We start from the raw sequence: 21361 nt of genomic DNA, 5'->3' as shown, positions 1-21361 counted from the left end.
ATATACGATGAAATGATCACACGGTTAACTTTTGCGAACTTCTTTTCTCAGTAAAGTAGTAGAGTAGAGCGAGAAAAGGAAGGACACCACCAATCAAAGTAGTAAAGTGCCAGCCCCCGTGAACATAAGACCAACTCCCCAAGGAAGAACCAAGAGCTCCACCTATAAAAAACATTGACATAAATAATCCGTTTAATCGTCCCCTAGTTTCACTTCCAAGCGAATAGATCGTACGTTGTCCAAGCACCAGATTACCGGACACAGCCATATCCAGTGTAATTGCGGTTAGTACCAGAAGTCCAAGCGAAAGATGCGAGTGCCCGCTAAAGAAATACATCAGGACGAAGCTGGCGATGGCAGTGAGCATGGCGATTCCTGTCAGTAAGTGAGTCAACCCCCGATCAGCCAGTCTTCCGGCAATGGGTGCAGCTACAGCACCGCCTACCCCTGCAAGCGCGAACCATGCGATTCCCTGTTGCGACATCCCAAATCCGTCCGACAACCAAAGAGGTACAGTTGTCCAGAAGAGGCTGAAAGCACCGAATAGACAAGCTTGATAGAGCGCCCGTCTACGAAGGATAGGGGTCTTAATGAAAAGTGTAGCAAGAGAAGCGATTAACCCCCCGTAATTCATGGTTCTCGAAGGTCTGCGTGCAGGAAGAATTAATGACAGCAGCAGCGTCAATAATGCAATGATTACTGCCGAGATTCCAAATACAGCCTGCCATCCCCAGATACTTGCGATAAAGCTGGCCGCCGGCCGGGCGAACATAATCCCCAGCAGCAGCCCGCTCATGATGTTCCCCACCACACGTCCCCGTTGCTTCTCTGAAGCTAGATAAGTTGCATATGGCACCAAGACTTGAGCTACCACGGAACCCAATCCGATAAACAGTGACGCTGTAAGGAAAAGTAATGCACTGCGGGCAAAAGTCGCTGCAACCAGAGCAATAAAGACAACAGTCAGTGATACTACGGAGAGACGCCGGTTTTCAATAAGATCACTAAGGGGAACGATAAATAACAATCCCAGGACATAGCCGATTTGCGTGATGGTAACGATAAATCCAGCTGCAGCGGGAGATAGTCCTGTAGCTGTACTAATCGGTCCTACCAAGGTTTGTGCGTAATACAGATTCGCGACGATAACACCGCATGCTGTTGCTAAAAGAAAGGTGAGCCAGTTCGGCATCAAATCATGAGCATCTTCCTGATGGTTCATTTTCATTGTGCTTCCTCCTTGTAGTTGTAAGTGCTGATCTTTTCGATAAAATAATTACTGAACGGTCAGTACTATAATTCATGTGTTTATAATATACTGAACGTATCGTTTTGTAAATGGGTTTTATTTTACCGGCTTGATTTAGTATAATGAACGTATAGTTTATTAAGAGGAAGTAGACAAGGAATTCCTAATAAGGGGGAACAGCGGTGTGAATGCAAAAAGGGGACGTCCACGAAATATAGAAACCCAGAAGACAATTCTGAAAGCCTCATATGACCTACTGCTCGAGAACGGATTTGGAGCGGTTACCGTTGAGAAAATTGCAGAACGTGCCGGAGTCAGCAAGGCGACGATCTACAAATGGTGGCCTAATAAAGCGGCTGTCGTTATGGATGGATTTCTGTCAGCCGCATCGGCGAGACTACCGGTACCGGATACCGGTTCAATCTTTAATGATATCCTTATTCATGCGACCAATTTAGCTCAATTTCTGGTAAGCCGCGAGGGTAAAATCATTACAGAGATCATTGGAGAAGGGCAACTTGACACGGGCCTCGCCGATACGTACCGCACCCGGTATTTTCAGCCCCGCAGGCTTGAGGCACGTCAATTACTGGAGCAGGGAATTCAGCGGGGCGAGTTAAACAGTAAGCTTGATGTTGGGGTATGTATCGATCTTATTTATGGGCCTATTTTTTACCGTTTGATATTAACCGGTGAGACCATAGACGATTCTTATGTGAAAGAATTGATTCAGTATGCGTTTCAGGGATTACGGGCAACAGATTAATGTGAGTCATCTTAATGTAATCTTAATACGGGAGCCAAAGTCGTAACGCTGTATTGATTATACGAATGCTATACTTACGCTAAAAACGAAATTCAGTGAGAAGCGAGATATAGAAAGTAGGCATGAGGATGTCATTTAATCCGTCTGAATCCGGGTCCCTTTTCCAACAGATTCCGGGAAAATCAGTAGAAAAAAGACGCGGAAGACTCAAAATATTTATTGGATACGCAGCAGGGGTCGGCAAGACATGTGCCATGCTGAAGGCTGCCCATGAGGAACGGAAAGATGGGATGGATGTGGTGGCCGGGTTTATTGAAACCCACGTCCGGCCTGAAGTGACGGCACTGCTCGAAGGACTTGAGCGTCTGCCGACTGTTGAGGTATACCCGCAAGAAATGGCGCTACAGGAGTTCGATCTGGATCATGCGCTTCGGAGAAACCCTGATCTTATATTACTGGATGATCTAGCCCATACGAATGCAGCAGGATCCCGGCACAAAAAAAGATATCAGGATGTCGAGGAACTGCTGCGCGCTGGAATTCATGTCTATACTACAATTAACGTTCAAAATATAGAAAGCTTGAGTGACATCGTAAACTCTATCACAGGTAAGATCATGACTGAACGTGTTCCTGACAGTGTATTTGAGAATGCTGATCAGGTCGAACTGGTCGATATTGAACCCGATGATCTCATTGACCGTCTGAACAAGGGGAAAATCTATCGCGAGGAAGAAGTTCAGCGGGCTCACGAGCATTTATACAGCAAGGAGAAGCTAATCGCCCTGCGTGAAATTGCGCTGCGCAATACAGCAGGTCAACTGAACCGGATTGCAGTGCAGATCAGTGAACAATCACAGCATAACGAGCATTATACAACCGATCATATTATGGTCTGCCTGTCATCGGCATCGTCCAACAAGAAAGTGATCCGCGCGGCGGCTAGAATGGCTGAAGCATTTCACGGTCAATTTACAGCTCTGTATGTGGAGACTTCGCAAACCCAGCGGTTAACGCATAAGAATAAAGCGGAACTGAGAGCCAACTTCAGACTTGCTGAGCAGCTCGGCGCACAGATCGCCACGGTATACGGGGAGGATATTCCAGGGCAGATCGCGGAATATGCCGGAGCAAGCCGGGTCTCGAAGATTGTGATGGGGCGATCCCACAACAAGAAGAGTTGGATTACCCAATCAAACGTGGTGGATAAGTTGACTTCTTATGCACCTCAACTGGATATCTATATTATTCCCGACACGCAGCCTTCTTTCTATAAGAGGTTGCCTCTCTATACTAATACACCTAAGCTTTCGTTGCCCGATACATTGAAGACTGCGGGTATATTGACGGTGTGCACGATCATCGGACTGTGGTTCAAACATCTGGGTTTTAAAGAAGCGAACATCATTACCCTGTATATTCTAAGCGTTCTCCTCATAGCTACGGTCACCCAGGGAAGGCTCTACAGCATTGCATCTTCGCTGTTAAGCGTAATTGTGTTTAATTATTTCTTCACTGAGCCTTACTTCTCATTGCGGGCCTATGATTCGGGTTATCCGATTACGTTCCTCGTCATGCTCACGGCATCCTTTATTGCCAGTACACTTACCATGAGGGTGAAGGAACAAGCGCGGCAATCTGCGCTTAAGGCCTACCGGACAGAAGTGCTGCTGGAGACCAGCCGGATCCTGCAGCAGGCGGAAGGGAACGAGGCCATTATTCATGAAACGGCTAACCAGATGGTGAAGCTGCTCGATAGGCCAATTATTTTCTATTCTGTGACAACGGATGGACTGAGTGAACCGCAGATTTTTACCAAAAATGAATCGGAAATTCTACCGCAGGAGTATACGGGCGTGGATGAACGGGCGGTTGCCGATTGGGTATATAAGAATAACAAACGTGCCGGAACGACATCAGACACTTTCTCTGCTGCCAAATGCCTCTATCATGCTGTGCGGAGCGGGGACACGGTATTTGCCGTTGCGGCCATCGTGATGGAACAGGAAGATCCGCTCGAAGCTTTTGAGAAGAGCCTGATGATTGCCATGCTGGGGGAATGTGCTCTTGCACTCGAAAAAGACTTGCTCAACAAGAGGGAGCAGGAAATCTCTTTGCAGATTCAGCAAGAACAGCTGCGGGCCAATCTGTTGCGGGCGATCTCGCATGATCTGCGTACACCCCTTACCAGTATCTCCGGTAATGCGGGTATCCTTCTGGGACAATCCAAGCAACTGAACGAAGATCAGAAGAAAGGTCTGTACATGGACATTTATGATGATTCCATGTGGCTGATTAATCTGGTTGAGAATTTGCTCTCCATTAGCAGAATTGACAATGGTGCCTTAAATCTGAATATGCAGGCAGAGCTTGTAGAGGAAGTCATATCCGAAGCGCTGCTGCATACGAACCGGAATAGTGAAGAACACTTCATACGGGCCATATTAGATGATGAGCTGCTGATGGCTAAGATGGATTCCCGGCTGATCATTCAAGTGCTGATTAATCTCGTGGACAATGCGATCAAATATACCGGGCATGGTTCGCAGATCGTGATCTCGGCAAGACGTGAGAAAGAAATGGTCCGTGTGGAGGTCGCCGATGACGGACCCGGCGTTGCCGATGAAGCTAAGGATAAGTTGTTTAACATGTTCTATACAGCGGATAATATTCACGGTGACGGACGCCGAGGTCTGGGACTCGGCCTTGCACTCTGCAAATCTATCGTAAATGCCCACGGGGGCATCATTGGCGTCAAAGACAATTTCCCGAAGGGAACCGTGTTCTATTTTACCCTGAAGGCAGAAGAGGTGAACGTTCATGAATAAACCGCTTATTCTGGTGGTCGAGGATGATAAGCCAATCCGAAAACTAATTACGACAACACTGGAGACACAAGGCTACAAATATCATACGGCAGAGACTGGCGAAGCTGCGATTCTAGAGGCGGTGACCAGCCCGCCGGATTTGATGATTCTGGATTTGGGGCTTCCGGATATGGACGGGGTGCAGATTATTAAGAAGGTGCGGTCCTGGTCAAATCTTCCGATTATTGTCGTCAGCGCCCGAAGCGAGGATAAGGACAAGATCGATGCACTCGATGCCGGGGCGGATGATTATCTGACCAAACCATTCAGTGTGGAAGAGCTGCTGGCCAGATTACGTGTCAGCCTTCGTCGAATCCGGTATGACAGCGATAAGCTTTTAAAGGATTCGTCAGTATTTACCAATGGACTGCTCAGGATTGATTATGCCGCGGGCTGCGTATGGGTGAATGAGGAAGAAGTTCACCTGACGCCCATCGAATACAAACTATTATGCCTATTGGCCAAAAATACCGGCAAAGTATTGACTCACAATCACATCCTGCATGAAATCTGGGGCAGCCATACGTATGACATACCCGCGCTTCGCGTGTTCATGGCTACTTTGAGAAAAAAGATCGAAAAAACGTCCTCCCAGCAAAAGTACATTCAAACGCATATAGGCATTGGTTACCGCATGCTTCAGGTTGGCGACGACAGCAAGTAATCTTTCATCTTGGCATATTGAAACATTATACAAATAGACTTCATAACCATGTCCATTGGGGGTATGGTTATTTTTTTTTTGTGTGTCTTCAGATACGACCCAGTCATGAAATGACATCTTAACGCAGCCTTAATTCTCTCAACTAAACCCTAACCCTGAACTAATGTTCGAAGTGATACGCTGGATTTGAAAGAAATGAGGAACAGGAGGCGCAGGCTGGCATGTTGAACAGAAAGATCAGTCATCAGGAAAGGGTGTATCGATATGAATGAATTTTTAAAGAGCGTGGGTATGATCTCTATCGCGTTTGCGATTATGTACATTTATAAAAGAATAGTTGATCACGCTTATTTACAAGAAGCAGATGATTGCGAAGATATTATCTTTAATCAAGCCGAGGAGATCCGAAACGGCAAATCTTAATGTTATCTTAATTCCTCTGCAGAAACCCTAATCCTGAACTAATGGCTAAGATGGTACGCTGAATCACATAGATCATAGATGAGTTTCAGAGACTGGAAAGGAGTGGGTGATAACGATGATGGACATTTATATGGTTGGTGGTCTTGCAGCACTGTACAGCTTATTCTACGTGTTCGCGAAATGGTGTAATCACGTGATTGACGATAAAGGGGGGGCAGAGCAATGACACTGGTCATCATCGCAACCTTGCTGTTGTTTCTGTATCTGGTATATGCACTGATTCATCCGGAGCAATTCTAAGTGTGCACCGAACGAAGCGATATAGACAAAATATTAATGGAATTAATTAAGGAGGGGCACACGTGGGTATCGTGCAAATCGTCGTAGTCATTGCCATATTGTTGCTACTAGTCAAACCGGTAGGAACGTATTTGTATCATGTATTCTCTAATGAATCGAACAAGACAGACCGGATCTTCGGTGGCGTCGAACGTGGAATCTTTAAACTCAGCGGTCTGGATAAGCGCGAAGGGATGTCTTGGAAAAGATATGCCACCAGCTTTCTGCTAACCAATATCGTTCTGGTAGCATTCAGTTACCTGGTGCTTCGCATTCAAGGCAGTCTGCCGCTGAATCCGGGCGGTATCGGCCGGATGGAGCAGACACTTACATTTAATACAGTCATCAGCTTCATGACGAACACCAACCTGCAGCATTACAGCGGTGAAACGGGTCTTTCCTATTTCTCGCAGATGGCTGTCATCACGATGATGATGTTCACTTCTGCGGCAAGCGGGTTCGCTGTGGCGGTTGCGTTCGTCAGAGGAATCACCGGGAGAAAGTCGCTTGGTAATTTCTTTGAAGATTTCGTCAAAGCACATACGCGGATCTTCATTCCGCTGACACTTCTTATAACACTAGTTATGGTCTCCTTACAGGTGCCTCAGACATTGAAGCCAACCCTGGAGGTTACAACACTGGAAGGCCAGACCCAACAGATTGCTATCGGACCTGTGGCCTCACTGGAATCCATCAAGCACCTGGGTACGAACGGGGGCGGCTTCTTCGGAGCCAACTCGGCGCATCCTTTTGAGAATCCAAGTCCGCTTACGAACGTCCTGGAGATTCTCTCGATGTGGACACTGCCGGCAGCTCTCCCTTATATGTACGGACTCTTCGCCAAGAACAAACGACAGGGTTGGATGGTTTTCACTGCGATGATGACCTTGTTCGTGGTGCTTCTGAGCTTGAACCTGTATGCGGAAAGCAAGGGCAACCCGGCGATTAATGCCATGGGAATCGACGCCTCGCAAGGCAGTATGGAAGGTAAGGAGGTCCGCTTCGGCATTCCGCAGACGTCTCTTTTTACAGCAGTAACGACAGCGGCTACCACAGGAACAGTTAATAATATGCATGATACGTTGACGCCACTTGGCAGTATTGCGCCGCTCTCTCTTATGATGCTTAACAATGTATTCGGAGGAAAGGGTGTCGGATTGGTTAACATGCTGATGTATGCCATACTCGGAGTCTTCCTGTGCGGACTGATGGTTGGCAGAACGCCGGAATTTCTTGGCCGAAAGATAGAAGCCAGAGAGATGAAGCTAATAGCTATTGCTATTCTGATTCACCCTTTGATTATACTTGTACCCACGGCAGGAGCGTTCCTGACTGACCTCGGCAAGGGGGCGATCACTAACCCGGGCTTCCACGGGATGACACAGGTACTCTATGAATATACCTCTTCGGCAGCCAATAACGGATCAGGTTTTGAAGGGCTGGCGGATAACAATACTTTTTGGAACATTACAACCGGGATAGTTATGCTGCTGGGACGTTATATCTCCATTATCGCCATGCTCGCTGTGGCCGGTTCCCTGATTCGCAAGAAGCCGGTTCCCGAGACGGTAGGCACATTCCGTACAGACAACGGTCTGTTCACCGGTATTCTAATAGGCACAGTACTGATTATAGGCGCTTTGACGTTTCTACCGGTTATAGTGCTTGGACCGATAGCAGAGCATTTGACTTTACGGTAGGAGAGAGGGAGAACAGAGATGAGTACGATACAAAGAAAGAAGATGCTTACAGGTGCCATACTGCGAAGTGCAGTCAAGGACAGCGTTATAAAGTTAAATCCAATGACCTTAATTAAGAATCCGATTATGTTCGTGGTTGAAATCGGAACACTTATCGTCCTGCTGATGGTTCTTGCTCCCGGTTACTTCCATGCCGAAGATTCGATGGGATTCAATATTACAGTCTTTATTATTCTACTGATTACCGTGCTGTTCGCCAACTTCGCTGAAGCCTTGGCGGAAGGACGCGGTAAGGCACAAGCCGATACACTCAAGAAGACGAAACAGGATATCTCCGCCAGAAAGCTGGCGGGAGGTTCGATCAAGACGGTGGCATCTTCCGAGCTTCGCAAGGGCGACATAGTCATTGTCAGCCAGGGCGAATTGATTCCCGGCGATGGTGAAGTCATAGAAGGTCTTGCTTCTGTGGATGAATCGGCAATTACGGGCGAATCTGCGCCTGTCATTAAAGAGGCTGGCGGAGATTTCAACTCGGTCACAGGCGGCACCAGAGTCGTCAGTGATGGGATCAAGGTACGGATTACAAGTGATCCTGGTGAATCCTTTCTGGACCGGATGATTTCACTGGTCGAAGGTGCTCAGCGCCAGAAGACACCTAATGAGATTGCGCTGAACACGCTGCTCATCAGCTTGACGATTATTTTCCTGATCGTGGTGGTTACGCTCCGCCCAATTGCATCATACCTGAATGTTGACCTGGAGATTCCTGTTCTAATCGCACTGCTGGTCTGCCTGATTCCAACGACCATCGGTGGTCTGCTGTCCGCCATCGGGATTGCCGGTATGGACCGTGTGACGCAGTTCAATGTGCTCGCGATGTCAGGTAAGGCAGTTGAAGCCGCTGGAGATATCAACACGATGATTCTGGACAAAACAGGTACGATTACCTACGGTAACCGCATGGCCAGCGAATTTGTTCCCGTCGGCAGTGAAACGGAGTTAGATTTGGCTGTATGGGCGGCCGTCAGTTCGCTCAAGGACGAGACACCGGAAGGACGTTCAGTGATAGAACTGGTTAACAAGCTGGGGTATCGTTATGACGCTGGCTTGGAGGCTGGCGGCGAATTCATCGAGTTCCGGGCGGAAACACGAATGAGCGGCATGGATCTGAAAGATGGCCGTATGGTTCGCAAGGGAGCCGTGGATTCCATCAAACGCTGGGTAGCCTCACAGGGAGGACAGATTCCCGATAATCTGGATCAGAACTCGAACGTTATCGCCGGTAAAGGTGGAACTCCTCTTGCTGTAGCGGTGGGTAACCGCATATATGGACTAATCTACCTCAAAGATACCGTGAAGCCGGGGATGAAAGAACGTTTCGAAGAGCTGCGGCGTATGGGTATCCGGACGATTATGTGTACGGGTGACAATCCGCTCACAGCAGCAACGATTGCCGCAGAAGCCGGAGTCGACGGATTTATCGCCGAGAGTACACCGGAGAACAAAATTGAAGTCATTCGCAAGGAACAGCGGGAAGGTAAGCTTGTAGCCATGACCGGTGACGGTACGAATGATGCACCAGCACTCGCTCAGGCGGATGTTGGGCTAGCGATGAACAGTGGCACTACAGCCGCTAAAGAAGCGGCCAATATGGTCGATTTGGACTCTGACCCCTCCAAGATTATTGAAGTGGTAGCCATCGGCAAACAGCTGCTCATGACACGCGGAGCGTTGACAACCTTCAGTATCGCGAATGATATTGCCAAATATTTCGCCATCATCCCTGCCATGTTCACTCTAGCTATTCCTGAAATGAATGTCCTGAACATTATGGGACTGAACTCACCCAACTCAGCCATCCTATCGGCGCTGATCTTTAACGCAATCATCATTCCGCTGCTGATTCCACTGGCAATGAGGGGTGTAGCGTATAAAACGATGAGTTCTTCAAAGCTGCTGCGCCGGAATATTTTCATTTATGGACTAGGTGGGGTCGTTGTTCCGTTCCTTGGCATTAAGCTGATTGATATGATCGTTGGCATCTGGATCTAATGTTTCGTTTGAATCCGAAGGCATTGACTGGCAGAAAGGAAGTAATAATGATGGAAAAAATAGATGAAGACGTAATCGAACAGGAGTCGATATCAAAAGGCTCGTATATATTTAGTATATTGAGATTAGGTGTAATCTTCATTGTACTGTGCGGGATCGTATATCCGCTGGCCTCCACGGCTCTCGCCCAAGTGCTGATGCCTTCCCAGGCGAACGGAAGTCTGCTGAAGAACAGCGAGGGCCAGGTGATCGGCTCCGAACTGATCGGTCAGAACTTCACGAATCCGGCACTGTTCCAAGGCCGGGTATCCAGTATTGAGTATAAAGCAGAAGCTTCTGGTTCGAACAATTATGGACCTTCAAATCCGGATATGCTGCAGCGGACCAAGGATTCCATAGAGCAGTGGAAGCAGAATAACCCTGAAGTGCCAATCCGAGAGCTGCCGATTGATCTGATCACGAACTCCGGATCGGGTCTTGACCCGCATATTTCTCCGGCGGCTGCCCTTGTGCAAATCCCAAGAATTAGTAGTCTCACCGGTATACCGGTGGAAGCGCTGAACACTTTGGTTAAAGAACATACTGAAGGGCGTGATCTTGGGCTATTCGGTGAGGAACGTGTTAATGTACTGAAGCTGAATAGCGCTTTAACTGAGATGTCGGCTCAATAATCTGGCAATACCCTGTCTGCGGTGAAGTAGACAGGGTCGTTTGCCGTTACAGCATCGCAGCAGAAATGGAGGGCAAGAGATGCCGCCGTATAAACGCAAAACCCCGGAAGAAATTCTATATTCCATATATAAGCTGCACCGGGGCAGACTGAAGATCATTATCGGTTCCGTCAGCGGCTCCGGGAAAACATATCATATGCTGGAGGAAGGAAAGCTGCTGAAGAAGCAGGGTATTGATGTCGTCATCAGTGCGGTATCAACGATGCAGCGGGCAGAAACCGTCCAGCAGCTTGCCGATATGGAGCGCGTGCCGAGTATACATTGGTGGAAGGATGGGAAGGAGAAGAAAGATCTTCCGATCGAAGTTCTTCTGGAGCGAAATCCCGAAGTGCTGCTGGTGGATGGCTTGGCGCATCGCAACCGCGAGGGAGCCAAGTTTCCAACAAGGCTGGACGATATTCATTACCTGATGGATCATGGCATTAGTGTAATAACGACGATCAATGTATATGAGCTGGCAGGCGTAGGTGAGAGTATATATCAAATGACGGGAATTCGTGCTGAGGAAACGGTACCCTTGAATACGCTGGAACTTGCAGATGAAGTACGTCTCATTGATGTGTCGCCGGAAACAATCTTGAAACGGATCGAAGAGGGCATTCTGGGTGATGTGACACATCCGGCACTTTCCCGCCGGGGCAATCTTGGTGTGCTCCGTGAACTGTCGCTGCGTCTGGTTGCAGAGGGTGTCAACGAGTCCCTGGAAAAGCATCGGGAAGCCCATGGCCTCATCGGCCCTTCCGGTGCCGCGGAGCGTATTTTGGTCTCGGCACAATATCACTGGAACGGTTCACTTTATGTGCGAAGAGGGCAACAGATCGCCAAAAGGCTCAATGGCGATCTGCTGGTTGTCTCGTTCGTGATGCCAAGCCGGAAGTTGACGAAAGAGCAGCAGGCGTTCAAACAATCTATTATTAAGCTCGCAGAAAGGGTAGAGGCTAAGTTCGATGAGCTTCAGTTAACCCGGCTTCGCCAGCTGCCTGCAGTACTGGTACGGTATGCGATTCAGAACAACGTAACTCGGATTGTAATGGGGCATTCCAAGAAGAACCGATGGCAGGAGAAATGGCAAGGTTCCATCGCAAACCGCGTACTCCGCAAAACACGAAATATTGATGTGTTTCTAATGGCTGATCGGGCAGAACAGGAAGGGGAGCGGATTCTGCCGGTGAAACGCACGGTCCGGGGAAAGAAGGAGTCTTATCACCGTTTAACCAGCCAGGAATTGGAGCAGAAGATTGAAAAAATCCGCAGGGGAACATTCAAAGTATATATCGGCGCAGCGCCCGGCGTGGGTAAAACTTACAAAATGCTTCAGGAAGGCAATCTGCTGCTGAACAAGGGAATCGATGTTGTGATCGGGCTCTTGGAGACCCATGGACGAAAGGAAACTCAAGGTCAAGTCGGTAAGCTGGCCATGATCCCGCGGGCGAAGGTCCAATATCAGTCGGCGCAACTGGAAGAAATGGACACCGATAGTATTATTGCCCGTCACCCGGAGGTGGTACTGGTCGATGAACTCGCGCATACCAATGTACCCGGGAGTTCAACCCGAAAACGCTACGAAGACGTAATCCGGCTGCTGGAGAATGGAATTTCTGTCATTACCACCGTGAATGTGCAGCATCTGGAGAGCCTCAACGATGCAGTAGCACAGTTAACAGGTGTACGTGTCCGTGAAACTGTGCCGGATGCGATTCTGAAGATGGCGAGTGAAGTGGAACTGATTGACGTCACCCCTCAAATGCTGCAGGAGCGAATGCGGGAAGGGAAGATTTACGCCTCCGAGAAGGTGAACCAGGCGCTGAATTCTTTTTTCAAAGTGGGTAATCTTATTGCGCTGCGAGAGTTAGCCCTACGAGAGATCGCGGACGATGTGGATGAACGTCTGGAAGCCTGGGACAGGGATAATTCCCTGCGGGGACCGTGGAGCAGACGCGAAGTAATCTTCGTTTGTGTGGATATAGGACCACGGGCTGAACGATTGATCCGCCGGGGATTTCGCATCGCCCATCGGCTGAAGGCGGAATGGTACGTGCATTATGTCCATTGCGGCACTGCACAGTATCCCGAAGAAGAGAAGCGGTTGAATGAGATGCGTCAGTTAACAGAACGACTTGGCGGAAAGCTGGAGATTACTGAAGCAAGCAGCGGCCGAAACATTCATCAGCAATTACTAAACCGTGTGAATGAAGTGCAAACCACACAGCTGATCATCGGCCAGTCCCGTAAGTCACGCTGGCAAACCTTGTTTAAAGAGAGCTTCGTCCATTTTTTACTCCGGAACGCCCGGCACATGGATATGCTGATTGTTGCGGATTATGATCCGGATTTTTTATAGCGATGGTGAACTAATAAATAGGCGTAACGGACATATGCTTAGAGTATCTGATTCATCTCGAAAGGGAGTTGATCTCATGTATTCTTATGATCCGCCATCGCCTCAGTACTATTGGCCGACGTACTTTCCGGTGTACCGGGATGAGCAAACAGAGGTTTACCGGGAAAGGCAGCAGCCTTTAACATTTGTCCTGGTTCACGGTTCTTGGGCTGATGCAAGCTTCTGGGATGGCGTTGCAGCTGAGCTCCGCAAACAAGGCCATACGGTCTATGTGCCGGAGTACCCGGGGCATGGAGCGGATACGAACAAGAATGTAAGTCATCAGGAGATCGATGATGCCGTGGCAAAATACATTATTTCCAGAAATCTCAACAACATTATTCTCGTTGGACATAGCTTTGGGGGATCTGTGGTTCAAAAGGTCGCTGAGCAAGTTTCGGACCGGCTAAAACGTATCGTATTTATTGACGGTTTCGTTCTGGAGGATGGCCAGTCACTGGGTGATCAGTTCCCTCCCGCTTCTCAGCAGGCGTTCAAGAAACTTATTGAGGCCTCCGGCAATAATACACTCATGCTGCCATATCCGATCTTCCGCGATACCTTCGTTAACCTTGCGGATTCCAACCTGGCGAAGTATCTGTACAGTACAATCACCCCGGAACCGGCTAAACCGCTATTCGAGAAGCTTGACTTGAAGAAATTTTACTCTCTGCAAGTCCCAAAAAGCTATGTCTATCTAACGGAAGACAATGTGCTGCCGCAAGGGGAAGGCTATGGGTGGCATCCTCATATGTCTAACCGGTTAGGACTCTTCAGACTAATAAAAGAACATGGTGACCATATGACTACATTCAAAACAGATCCGAAAACAATCGCTCTGCGGTTATATCAAGCCGCACGGGATTAATCAATGATTGAAATTGAAAAACGGGTATGATAATCTAAATCTACTTTAAGGATTGGGGTTGAAAAGAATAATGTAGGATTTTCTTGCAGAGTATTCAAGATAATAAAGCAGACCTGAGCGGAACCTATCCGTTTATTTTCTTGTTTTATTATTACTTTTGCGAGAAAGTTACACATTCTTTTCACTCGGGTCAATATATCCTTTTCTGACTCCACCTGGGGTCTAGATTAGCTGTATTTATTTGAGCTGCGAGAAAGTAACTTTCTTGCGGCTTTTATTTTTATACAGGAGGATAATTTTATGTCATTAATTAATGTAACGAACCTGACGTTTGCCTATGAGGGCAGCTACGATCATATATTTGAGAATGTGAGCTTTCAAATTGATACCGACTGGAAGCTGGGATTTACAGGCAGGAACGGCAGAGGGAAGACTACATTTCTGAATCTGCTGCTGGGCAAATACGAATACAGTGGAACGATTTCCGCTAAAGTCGGCTTTGAATACTTTCCTTTTCATGTGGAGAATAAAACAAATCTGACGATTGACATCATTAGCGAGATTTATCCGGAATATGTGCACTGGGAATTGCTGCGGGAGTTTTCTTTATTGCGGGTATCAGAGGATGTGTTGTACAGGCCCTTTGATTCGTTGTCGAATGGGGAGCAGACGAAGGTGATGCTGGCAGCCCTATTCCTTAAGGAGAACAGCTTTCTCTTAATTGATGAACCGACCAATCATCTGGATATGGAGGGAAGAAGACTCGTCAGCAGTTACCTGAGCTCCAAGAGCGGATATATTCTGGTGTCACATGATAGAGCGTTTCTGGATCATTGCGTCGACCATATTCTATCCATTAACAAGACAAATATCGAGATTCAGAAGGGCAATTTCTCCAGCTGGTGGCACAATAAAGAACGGCAGGATAACTTTGAGATTGCCGCTAATGAGAAGCTGAAAAGAGACATCTTCCGTCTGTCGAATTCCGCGAAACGAACAGGCGGCTGGTCACACGAAGTGGAGAGAAGCAAGAATGGCACCCGAAATTCCGGTTCCAAACTCGATAAAGGGTACGTAGGACATAAAGCTGCGAAAATGATGAAGCGTTCTAAATCCATTGAGCAGCGGCAGCAGTCGGCTATTGAAGAGAAATCAAAACTCCTGCGGAATCTGGAGAGCTCCGAGAGCCTCGAGATTTCACAGCTTTCTTTTCACAAAAAACAGCTGGCTGAGCTAGAGAATGTGTCGATTTACTACGGTGAGAAAAGAGTATGTACAGACATTAGTTTGATGATCGAACAAGGGGATCGAATCGTGTTATCCGGGAATAATGGTTCCGGCAAATCAAGCATACTCAAGCTGTTATACGGTGAGGATATCCGCTATACCGGAGTGTTTCAGAAGGAGCCTCAGCTTAAAATATCTTACGTCTCTCAGAACACCTCACATCTGCAAGGTAATCTGACGGACTACGCTAGAGAACACGATATCGATGAAAGCCTCTTTAAATCGATTTTGAGGAAGCTTGATTTCTCCAGAGTTCAATTTGAGAAGGATATTTTAGCTTTCAGCGGTGGACAGAAGAAGAAGGTGCTGATTGCAAAAAGCCTAAGTGAGAACGTTCATTTGCATATTTGGGATGAACCGCTTAATTTTATTGATGTTATTTCCCGTATGCAGATCGAAGACCTGTTGCTGGAATATACCCCTACCATTGTTTTTGTGGAGCATGACCAAGAGTTTTGTGAAAGTGTGGCTACTAAGATTATTAAACTCTGATACAGTCAGGATGTGGCCAGGGCATAGCCCTGGCCTTATAAGTATTTTCGAAGAAGGTATTATATGGACTCTCCTTCAACGATTGCCGCTTCAGCCGTTGCTTTTACCCGACGTTTGCGTACCAAAGGCGGAAGTGCGGCCAGATAAAAAAGACTTACAGCTACAGTGCAAAAGCCCAGGATGAAATGAAGCCAAGTGACGGAAATCAAGGCAGGGAAGGCCAAGGCAATTCCTCCCAAAGCCAGCGAATGCCCGAGCATCATTACAGGTTCGATTAAAGCATTCACACGCCCCATATTCTGCGGCGGCACGAGTTCCGGCATCCAGCTGCCAAGGGCGATATTGATAGGAGCAATGGCAATCCCGGCCAGTAGCACAAGGACAAAATAAACTTCAACGTGCCCTGTTGCTCCTAAGCCGGTAATAAGCAGACTGGAGATAAACAGGCCAGCAATCAGAATAGGGGATCTGGTGAAACGGCGGATCAGAAGAGGACCGATGATACTGCCAAGCAGAAACCCAACCCCAAGAAAGACGGTAATGAGAGAAGAGTGGACAACGTACTGATCAGGACTCAGCTTGTATTTCATGGCGAAGATGGGAAGTACGGCGAATACACCGTTTACGATACCAAAGAACAGAAAACCGCTGATCAGAACCAGAAGCAGACGGTTGCCCGTAATGTAGCGGAGGCCTTGCCAAAAATCTTTTAGCAAAAGTGAAAATCGTAGATCCCGGATACGGGTTGTTCCGTTAGGAGTGCGGGCATGCTCAGGGAAATCTCCCCAGAGTAGCAGAAGGCCGGATAGCATAAAACTGAGACCATCAACAATAATAGCACCTTCAATCCCGATAAAATGATAAGCGGTTGCCCCTAAGCTCATACCGAATAGCATGAATACACCCATGACCATCTGGTTCAGTCCGGAAGCCTGGATATATTGATCATGGTCAATACTGCCTTGTAAAAGCCCCATTTCCGCAGGACCAAAAAACTTGGATATCGAGCTGCGAAGAAAAAGCACCATAAAACAGGCGAATAATACGTCAAAATGAACAAAAAGAAGTAGCATCAAGGTCAACCCGGCCCGTATCCAGTCGCTGTAGGCAGCTATACGCTTACGGTCAAAACGGTCAGCAATCACACCGACGATCCAAAATACTGCCAAAGTAGGCAACGAGTACATCAGTTCTGCTGTAGTGGCTAATGCAGGCCGCTCACTGTAACGGTCGACCAAATAGTAAGCAAATGCCATATTTCCGACCACGGTGCCAAGCTGTGAGGTGAAAGCTGCAAGGAACAGCTTATTGAACGTTGGATTGCGAAAGAGCGTTCTCATTCTTTATCCTCCCTTATGTACGCTACGCTAAGATATAGGTTTGAGCAGACTTTGCAGATAAATTCCGAGTGCTTCCAGCTGCATCTGCACGTTTACCTTCTCCGGCCCCATGGTAATAGTATGTGTCATTATGCCTTCCTGATAGGAAGCAGCAAGTCTCGAGATATCATATACATCTAAGACTGGAGTGAATTCTCCGCGTTCAACTCCGGTCTTAAGTAACTCCGCAAATTGAGCAATTCCTCTTTCGTATCGTTTCAGCAGAAGAACCCGCCGTGTCTCGTCACGCCAGCTAATTAGGAAATATTCGTAGAAAGCCGACATTAAACTACCATTTTGCGAGTGCTGAAGATCCTGCAGCTGCCGTGAATACAGTGTGGTAACCACATCCCAAATGGTAGAGGAAGATTCAATCAACTCTTCGAGGTATTGATCATATTCGGCATCCTGATGAGCCAACAGAGCTTCGAAGATCTCCTCTTTAGTCTGATAGTACAAATAAATCCATCCTCGGCTCATGCCGGTTTCCTCGATAATATCCTTGAGCGTCACCGCTCCGTATCCTTTTTTGGTAAATACTTGTTTAGCGGCTTCGAGTATTTGCTGGCTCCTCCATTCTTTACGGCTGCTTGAGAGTTTAGGCGACATGAGGCTGCTTCCTTTCTGTAATTCCAAAATGAACTGTGTTTCATTTAAGATAATACTGACATCGGATTCATTTTGCAATGAATAATTTCGGAATAAACAAATAATTAAAATAATTGATATTTATATGATAATTTTGCTATAATGCTTTTATATTCCATTTAAACACCATGTTTTTCCACATAAAGTGAAAATATAACTATTACACTTTTCATCTCTATCAACTCAATGCAAACACCTGTTGTGTAACAACTTCAGTAGAAGGGGAAGTAATTACGAGAACGGCACTGTTGTTTCCGGGTCAGGGTTCGCAGTACATAGGCATGGGTAGAAATTTGTTTACCGGCTTCGAAACAGCCCTGCACACTTACGGTCAGCATCGCTGCTTATCGGGTTCTATTAGAGAATCAGGATCTCGAACATCATTATTACGCCGGACACAGTCTTGGAGAAATATCAGCTTTGACTGCGTCCGGAACCATTTATTTTCCCGATGCGGTCGAACAACAAGGCAGACTATGCTCGGAGGGAGAGTGACCCCGCTGAACGTGAGTGCAGCCTTTCACAGCCCCTTAATGATGGAAGCTGCTTCAAAGTTTGCGTCCGAATTGTCGAATGTGACATCTTCGGCATTACTGGCTGAACAGATGGTCTCGGTAGTAAATTGGGAAGGATGTATGCGCTTTCTATTTGAACGGGAAACCAAACGCATGATAGAAGTAGGGCCTGGAAACGTTTTGGGCAACATGTTGAGGAGAGAGAAGCAGGTATCATTAACTATTAAGTCAATCTAAAAGTGGCATTATGTTCAAAATAATATAATGTGGAGGACTCTAACGAGGATTATATGAACAAGATTACTGCACCGTATCGGGAGCTTGAGCGCATGGTTTCCGAAACTCGAGAGGAGATCTTCAAACGTTTTGTTGAGGAAGGGGGAGCTGGACAAAATGTTCAATACGCTTAACGAAGCATTACGAAGCGAAACAACAAGCCGGGAGCGGGGAATTACCTTCATAACCGGCGAAGCTGAGAGCGAGTTTTGCAGCTATGCTGCTCTGTATGAATCCGCCCTGGGTGTGCTCCATCATCTCCGAATGAAAGGTGTAGGGGCAAGGGATGAAGTGATTCTGCAAATGGACAACAACCGTGAATTTCTTATTGTTTTCTGGGCTTGTCTACTGGGAGGCATCATACCTGTTCCGCTATCCGTCGGTAACAATGAAGAACATTATGTCAAGGTTGTAAGGATTGCCAGTGTGTTGAATAATCCTTTTATCGTCTCGCACCAGGAACATTTCGAGAAACTTGGTAATTGGGCAACTGAATATGGTAATGCCGCTGAACGCCATTTGGATATTATGGAACTAATAAAGCAGCCGGTCGAAAGAGTATCCGGAGAGAATACGACGGTAATGCCAGGAGATATTGCTTTTATTCAATTTTCCTCCGGAACTACAGGTGACCCCAAAGGTGTGATGCTCAGGCATAGCAATCTTCTGGCCAATATCCTTGCTTTAAAGGAACGTCTTGGGGCCGGTGATGACGATCATTTTCTAAGCTGGATGCCCTTGACTCATGATTTAGGGATGATCATGTTTCACTTGCTTCCACTTTTTTGCAGGACAAGCCAATATCTAATGCCAACCTGGCTTTTTATCCGTCGACCGATACTCTGGATGCAGAAAAGCAATCAATATGGTGCAACAATTCTGGCTTCCCCGAATTTCGGGCTTAAATATTTCCAAACAGCTTACAATAAGCTGAGATCGAAAAAAGAGATTCAATGGGATTTGTCCCGCATCCGCGCCATAGTGAATGGTGCCGAACCGATTGATGCAGAAGTCTGTAGACAGTTTCTTGAGGAAATGAGCCCGCACGGTCTGGACCGGAAAGCAATGAAAATGGGATACGGAATGGCCGAGGCATGCGTCGGTGTATGCATTCAAGAACAGGATGAGGCTTATACAACCTATTATGTGAAACGTGATTCTTTGCAGGTTGGTGACCCAGTAGAGTTTATTTCAGGTGAACGTCATACAGATACTTTGATGTTAGTTGGAACCGGTACCCCCATACAGGAATGTCGTGTAAGAATTTGCGACAACTCTGATTGTCTGATGCCGGAAGGGACAGTGGGACATATTCAGATCACAGGTCTTAACGTGACCTCCGGGTACTACAATAATGCTGACGCAACAGAGAAGCTGTTCACAACCGACGGCTGGGTGCGGACGGGAGATCTGGGATTTATGGTTAACCACCGTCTGATTGTTACCGGGAGAACCAAAGATATCATTTTTATTAACGGATCTAATTATTTCCCCCATGATATCGAACGGATAGCGGAAGAATGCACAGATTTAAAAATCAAAAGAATGGTTGCCTGCGGAATCTATAATGAACGATCGGGTACTGAGGAAGCAGCCTTATTCGTTCTTTACAGGGATAAGATGGAAGACTTTTTGCAGATTTCTGAACGGATACGCAGACACTTGAACCGTGTAATGGGCCTTCAGATTTCGATTATTCTTCCCGTACACAAGATCTACCAGACTACCAGCGGCAAACTGCAAAGATACAAATATGCCGCGAAATACAAAGATGGTTTCTATCGTGAAATCGAAGCGGAATTGGCCCGGTTGCAGCTTGATCAGGAGGCTTCAACCAGCACGAAAGGTAGAGTCCCGGAAGGTGAAGTTGAGCGATCACTGTACCGGATATGGAACGAACTTCTCGGAAAAGCGCACTTTAACATTGAAGACAGCTTCTTTGAAATAGGAGGTACTTCTATGTTGGTAGTGCAAATGTTCGAGCGGATCGAGGAAATATATCCGGCTGTCATCACAATGACTGATATTTATGGTTCGCCTTCAGTAGTTCAGCTGTCCCGGTTAATTACCGGCTCTCAGGAGCCTAAGCAGATCCGGTTTCATACTGAGCACGTTCATCTTTCTTCGCAGTACTTTGAAGCAAGAGAGAATGGGGCGGAGAATCAATACCGAATGGTACTTCAAGGCCACAAACGAAACCGGTTGCGGTCACTTTGTGTACATCGTCAAATTTCTGAGGAAGCAGCAGTTCTGGCTTTATTCGCCAATACATTGTATGAAATCTCCACTGAATCCAAGGTATCAATTCATACAATGATAGACGGTCCTGGCTGGGTGATTCCCTTTTCTGTTGATTTCTCTACTCTCGATACGATTGAGGATTTACTTCGTTTAGCCAATGTGAAGAACACGCCCGGTGAAACTCCTTTATATTATATCGGAGATATGGAGAGTGAGGTCGCCCGGCCGAAGAAAGGAGAGGCTCTCTGTTATCTGGGAAGAAAGGAATGGAAGCCGCAGCGAAGTGGTCCGGCAGATTATTTCGACATGATGCTTGAATGGGAAGATACAGCGGATACAGCATTGTTTACCTTCGCTTATAACGCAGCAAGAATGAACGGACTCCTGATGCGTGAGCTTTTTCAGATATTTGCCGAGGCGCTGGAATCTCTATTGAATTTGGATAGTATAGCCGTTGAACCGTCACCGCAATGATACGGAAGGA

At 47.1% G+C, this 21361-nt stretch carries 15 protein-coding genes; 12 read left to right on the top strand and 3 right to left on the bottom strand.

What is annotated here, in order from left to right:
* Positions 1 to 16 precede the first annotated feature (16 nt).
* Complete coding sequence (locus ACAN55_RS02320) at positions 17 to 1228, bottom strand: MFS transporter (protein WP_379127482.1); 1212 nt, start codon at positions 1226 to 1228, stop codon at positions 17 to 19.
* Positions 1229 to 1433: 205 nt separating this feature from the next.
* On the opposite strand from ACAN55_RS02320, the gene ACAN55_RS02315 reads away from it, so the two are divergent.
* The 11 genes from ACAN55_RS02315 to ACAN55_RS02265 all read left to right on the top strand — a co-directional run bounded on the left by ACAN55_RS02315 (position 1434) and on the right by ACAN55_RS02265 (position 15818).
* A complete protein-coding gene (locus ACAN55_RS02315; RefSeq protein ID WP_379127479.1) occupies positions 1434 to 2015 on the top strand; it encodes a TetR/AcrR family transcriptional regulator in 582 nt (193 codons plus the stop codon).
* A gap of 128 nt (positions 2016 to 2143) precedes the next feature.
* Entirely contained in the window at positions 2144 to 4843 is a 2700-nt protein-coding gene (locus ACAN55_RS02310; protein WP_379127476.1) for a DUF4118 domain-containing protein, read from the top strand.
* Positions 4836 to 5546, top strand: a complete 711-nt coding sequence (locus ACAN55_RS02305; RefSeq protein WP_379127473.1) for a response regulator — start codon at positions 4836 to 4838, stop codon at positions 5544 to 5546. Before ACAN55_RS02310 ends, ACAN55_RS02305 begins: the two co-directional genes overlap by 8 nt.
* A gap of 264 nt (positions 5547 to 5810) precedes the next feature.
* Entirely contained in the window at positions 5811 to 5969 is a 159-nt protein-coding gene (locus ACAN55_RS02300; RefSeq protein WP_379127471.1) for a hypothetical protein, read from the top strand.
* A gap of 222 nt (positions 5970 to 6191) precedes the next feature.
* The gene (kdpF, locus tag ACAN55_RS02295) at positions 6192 to 6269 is read left to right on the top strand and encodes a K(+)-transporting ATPase subunit F (RefSeq protein ID WP_379127575.1); all 78 of its coding nucleotides are present in this window, start codon (positions 6192 to 6194) and stop codon (positions 6267 to 6269) included.
* 62 nt (positions 6270 to 6331) lie between these two features.
* Positions 6332 to 8008 (top strand): potassium-transporting ATPase subunit KdpA, encoded by a 1677-nt coding sequence (gene kdpA, locus ACAN55_RS02290; RefSeq protein ID WP_379127468.1) that lies wholly within the window; start codon positions 6332 to 6334, stop codon positions 8006 to 8008.
* A gap of 18 nt (positions 8009 to 8026) precedes the next feature.
* A complete protein-coding gene (gene kdpB, locus ACAN55_RS02285; RefSeq protein ID WP_379127465.1) occupies positions 8027 to 10060 on the top strand; it encodes a potassium-transporting ATPase subunit KdpB in 2034 nt (677 codons plus the stop codon).
* A gap of 50 nt (positions 10061 to 10110) precedes the next feature.
* Positions 10111 to 10731 (top strand): potassium-transporting ATPase subunit KdpC, encoded by a 621-nt coding sequence (gene kdpC, locus ACAN55_RS02280; RefSeq protein WP_379127462.1) that lies wholly within the window; start codon positions 10111 to 10113, stop codon positions 10729 to 10731.
* A gap of 79 nt (positions 10732 to 10810) precedes the next feature.
* Positions 10811 to 13132: a histidine kinase gene (locus ACAN55_RS02275; protein ID WP_379127459.1), complete on the top strand. Its 2322-nt coding sequence runs from the start codon at positions 10811 to 10813 to the stop codon at positions 13130 to 13132.
* A gap of 76 nt (positions 13133 to 13208) precedes the next feature.
* Positions 13209 to 14039 (top strand): alpha/beta hydrolase, encoded by an 831-nt coding sequence (locus tag ACAN55_RS02270; protein WP_379127456.1) that lies wholly within the window; start codon positions 13209 to 13211, stop codon positions 14037 to 14039.
* 300 nt (positions 14040 to 14339) lie between these two features.
* Positions 14340 to 15818, top strand: coding sequence for an Lsa family ABC-F type ribosomal protection protein (locus tag ACAN55_RS02265; RefSeq protein WP_379127453.1), 1479 nt, complete (start codon positions 14340 to 14342; stop codon positions 15816 to 15818).
* A 59-nt stretch (positions 15819 to 15877) separates the two neighbouring features.
* Here ACAN55_RS02265 and ACAN55_RS02260 read toward each other — a convergent pair whose 3' ends face one another.
* Together ACAN55_RS02260 and ACAN55_RS02255 are read right to left on the bottom strand one after the other, a co-directional pair.
* A complete protein-coding gene (locus ACAN55_RS02260) occupies positions 15878 to 17158 on the bottom strand; it encodes an MFS transporter (protein WP_379127450.1) in 1281 nt (426 codons plus the stop codon).
* Between the two features lie 27 nt (positions 17159 to 17185).
* Positions 17186 to 17806 (bottom strand): TetR/AcrR family transcriptional regulator, encoded by a 621-nt coding sequence (locus ACAN55_RS02255; protein WP_379127447.1) that lies wholly within the window; start codon positions 17804 to 17806, stop codon positions 17186 to 17188.
* A gap of 920 nt (positions 17807 to 18726) precedes the next feature.
* Here ACAN55_RS02255 and ACAN55_RS02250 point away from each other — a divergent pair.
* Entirely contained in the window at positions 18727 to 21351 is a 2625-nt protein-coding gene (locus ACAN55_RS02250) for a non-ribosomal peptide synthetase (RefSeq protein ID WP_379127445.1), read from the top strand.
* Positions 21352 to 21361 lie beyond the last annotated feature (10 nt).

This window comes from Paenibacillus oryziterrae, assembly GCF_042610485.1.
In the GTDB taxonomy this organism is placed as follows: Bacteria; Bacillota; Bacilli; order Paenibacillales; family Paenibacillaceae; genus Paenibacillus_AQ.
Note: the sequence above shows the minus strand (reverse complement) of the source record. Positions and strands in the feature narration are given on the sequence as shown.

Excerpts from the sequence above, each read along its gene's own strand:
- ACAN55_RS02310 (WP_379127476.1), top strand. The coding sequence starts at position 2,144 with ATGTCATTTAATCCGTCTGAATCCGGGTCCCTTTTCCAACAGATTCCG.
- ACAN55_RS02300 (WP_379127471.1), top strand. The coding sequence starts at position 5,811 with ATGAATGAATTTTTAAAGAGCGTGGGTATGATCTCTATCGCGTTTGCG.
- ACAN55_RS02275 (WP_379127459.1), top strand. The coding sequence starts at position 10,811 with ATGCCGCCGTATAAACGCAAAACCCCGGAAGAAATTCTATATTCCATA.
- ACAN55_RS02255 (WP_379127447.1), bottom strand. The coding sequence starts at position 17,806 with ATGTCGCCTAAACTCTCAAGCAGCCGTAAAGAATGGAGGAGCCAGCAA.
- ACAN55_RS02260 (WP_379127450.1), bottom strand. The coding sequence starts at position 17,158 with ATGAGAACGCTCTTTCGCAATCCAACGTTCAATAAGCTGTTCCTTGCA.
- ACAN55_RS02270 (WP_379127456.1), top strand. The coding sequence starts at position 13,209 with ATGTATTCTTATGATCCGCCATCGCCTCAGTACTATTGGCCGACGTAC.
- kdpC (WP_379127462.1), top strand. The coding sequence starts at position 10,111 with ATGGAAAAAATAGATGAAGACGTAATCGAACAGGAGTCGATATCAAAA.
- ACAN55_RS02305 (WP_379127473.1), top strand. The coding sequence starts at position 4,836 with ATGAATAAACCGCTTATTCTGGTGGTCGAGGATGATAAGCCAATCCGA.
- kdpB (WP_379127465.1), top strand. The coding sequence starts at position 8,027 with ATGAGTACGATACAAAGAAAGAAGATGCTTACAGGTGCCATACTGCGA.
- kdpF (WP_379127575.1), top strand. The coding sequence starts at position 6,192 with ATGACACTGGTCATCATCGCAACCTTGCTGTTGTTTCTGTATCTGGTA.
- ACAN55_RS02265 (WP_379127453.1), top strand. The coding sequence starts at position 14,340 with ATGTCATTAATTAATGTAACGAACCTGACGTTTGCCTATGAGGGCAGC.
- ACAN55_RS02320 (WP_379127482.1), bottom strand. The coding sequence starts at position 1,228 with ATGAAAATGAACCATCAGGAAGATGCTCATGATTTGATGCCGAACTGG.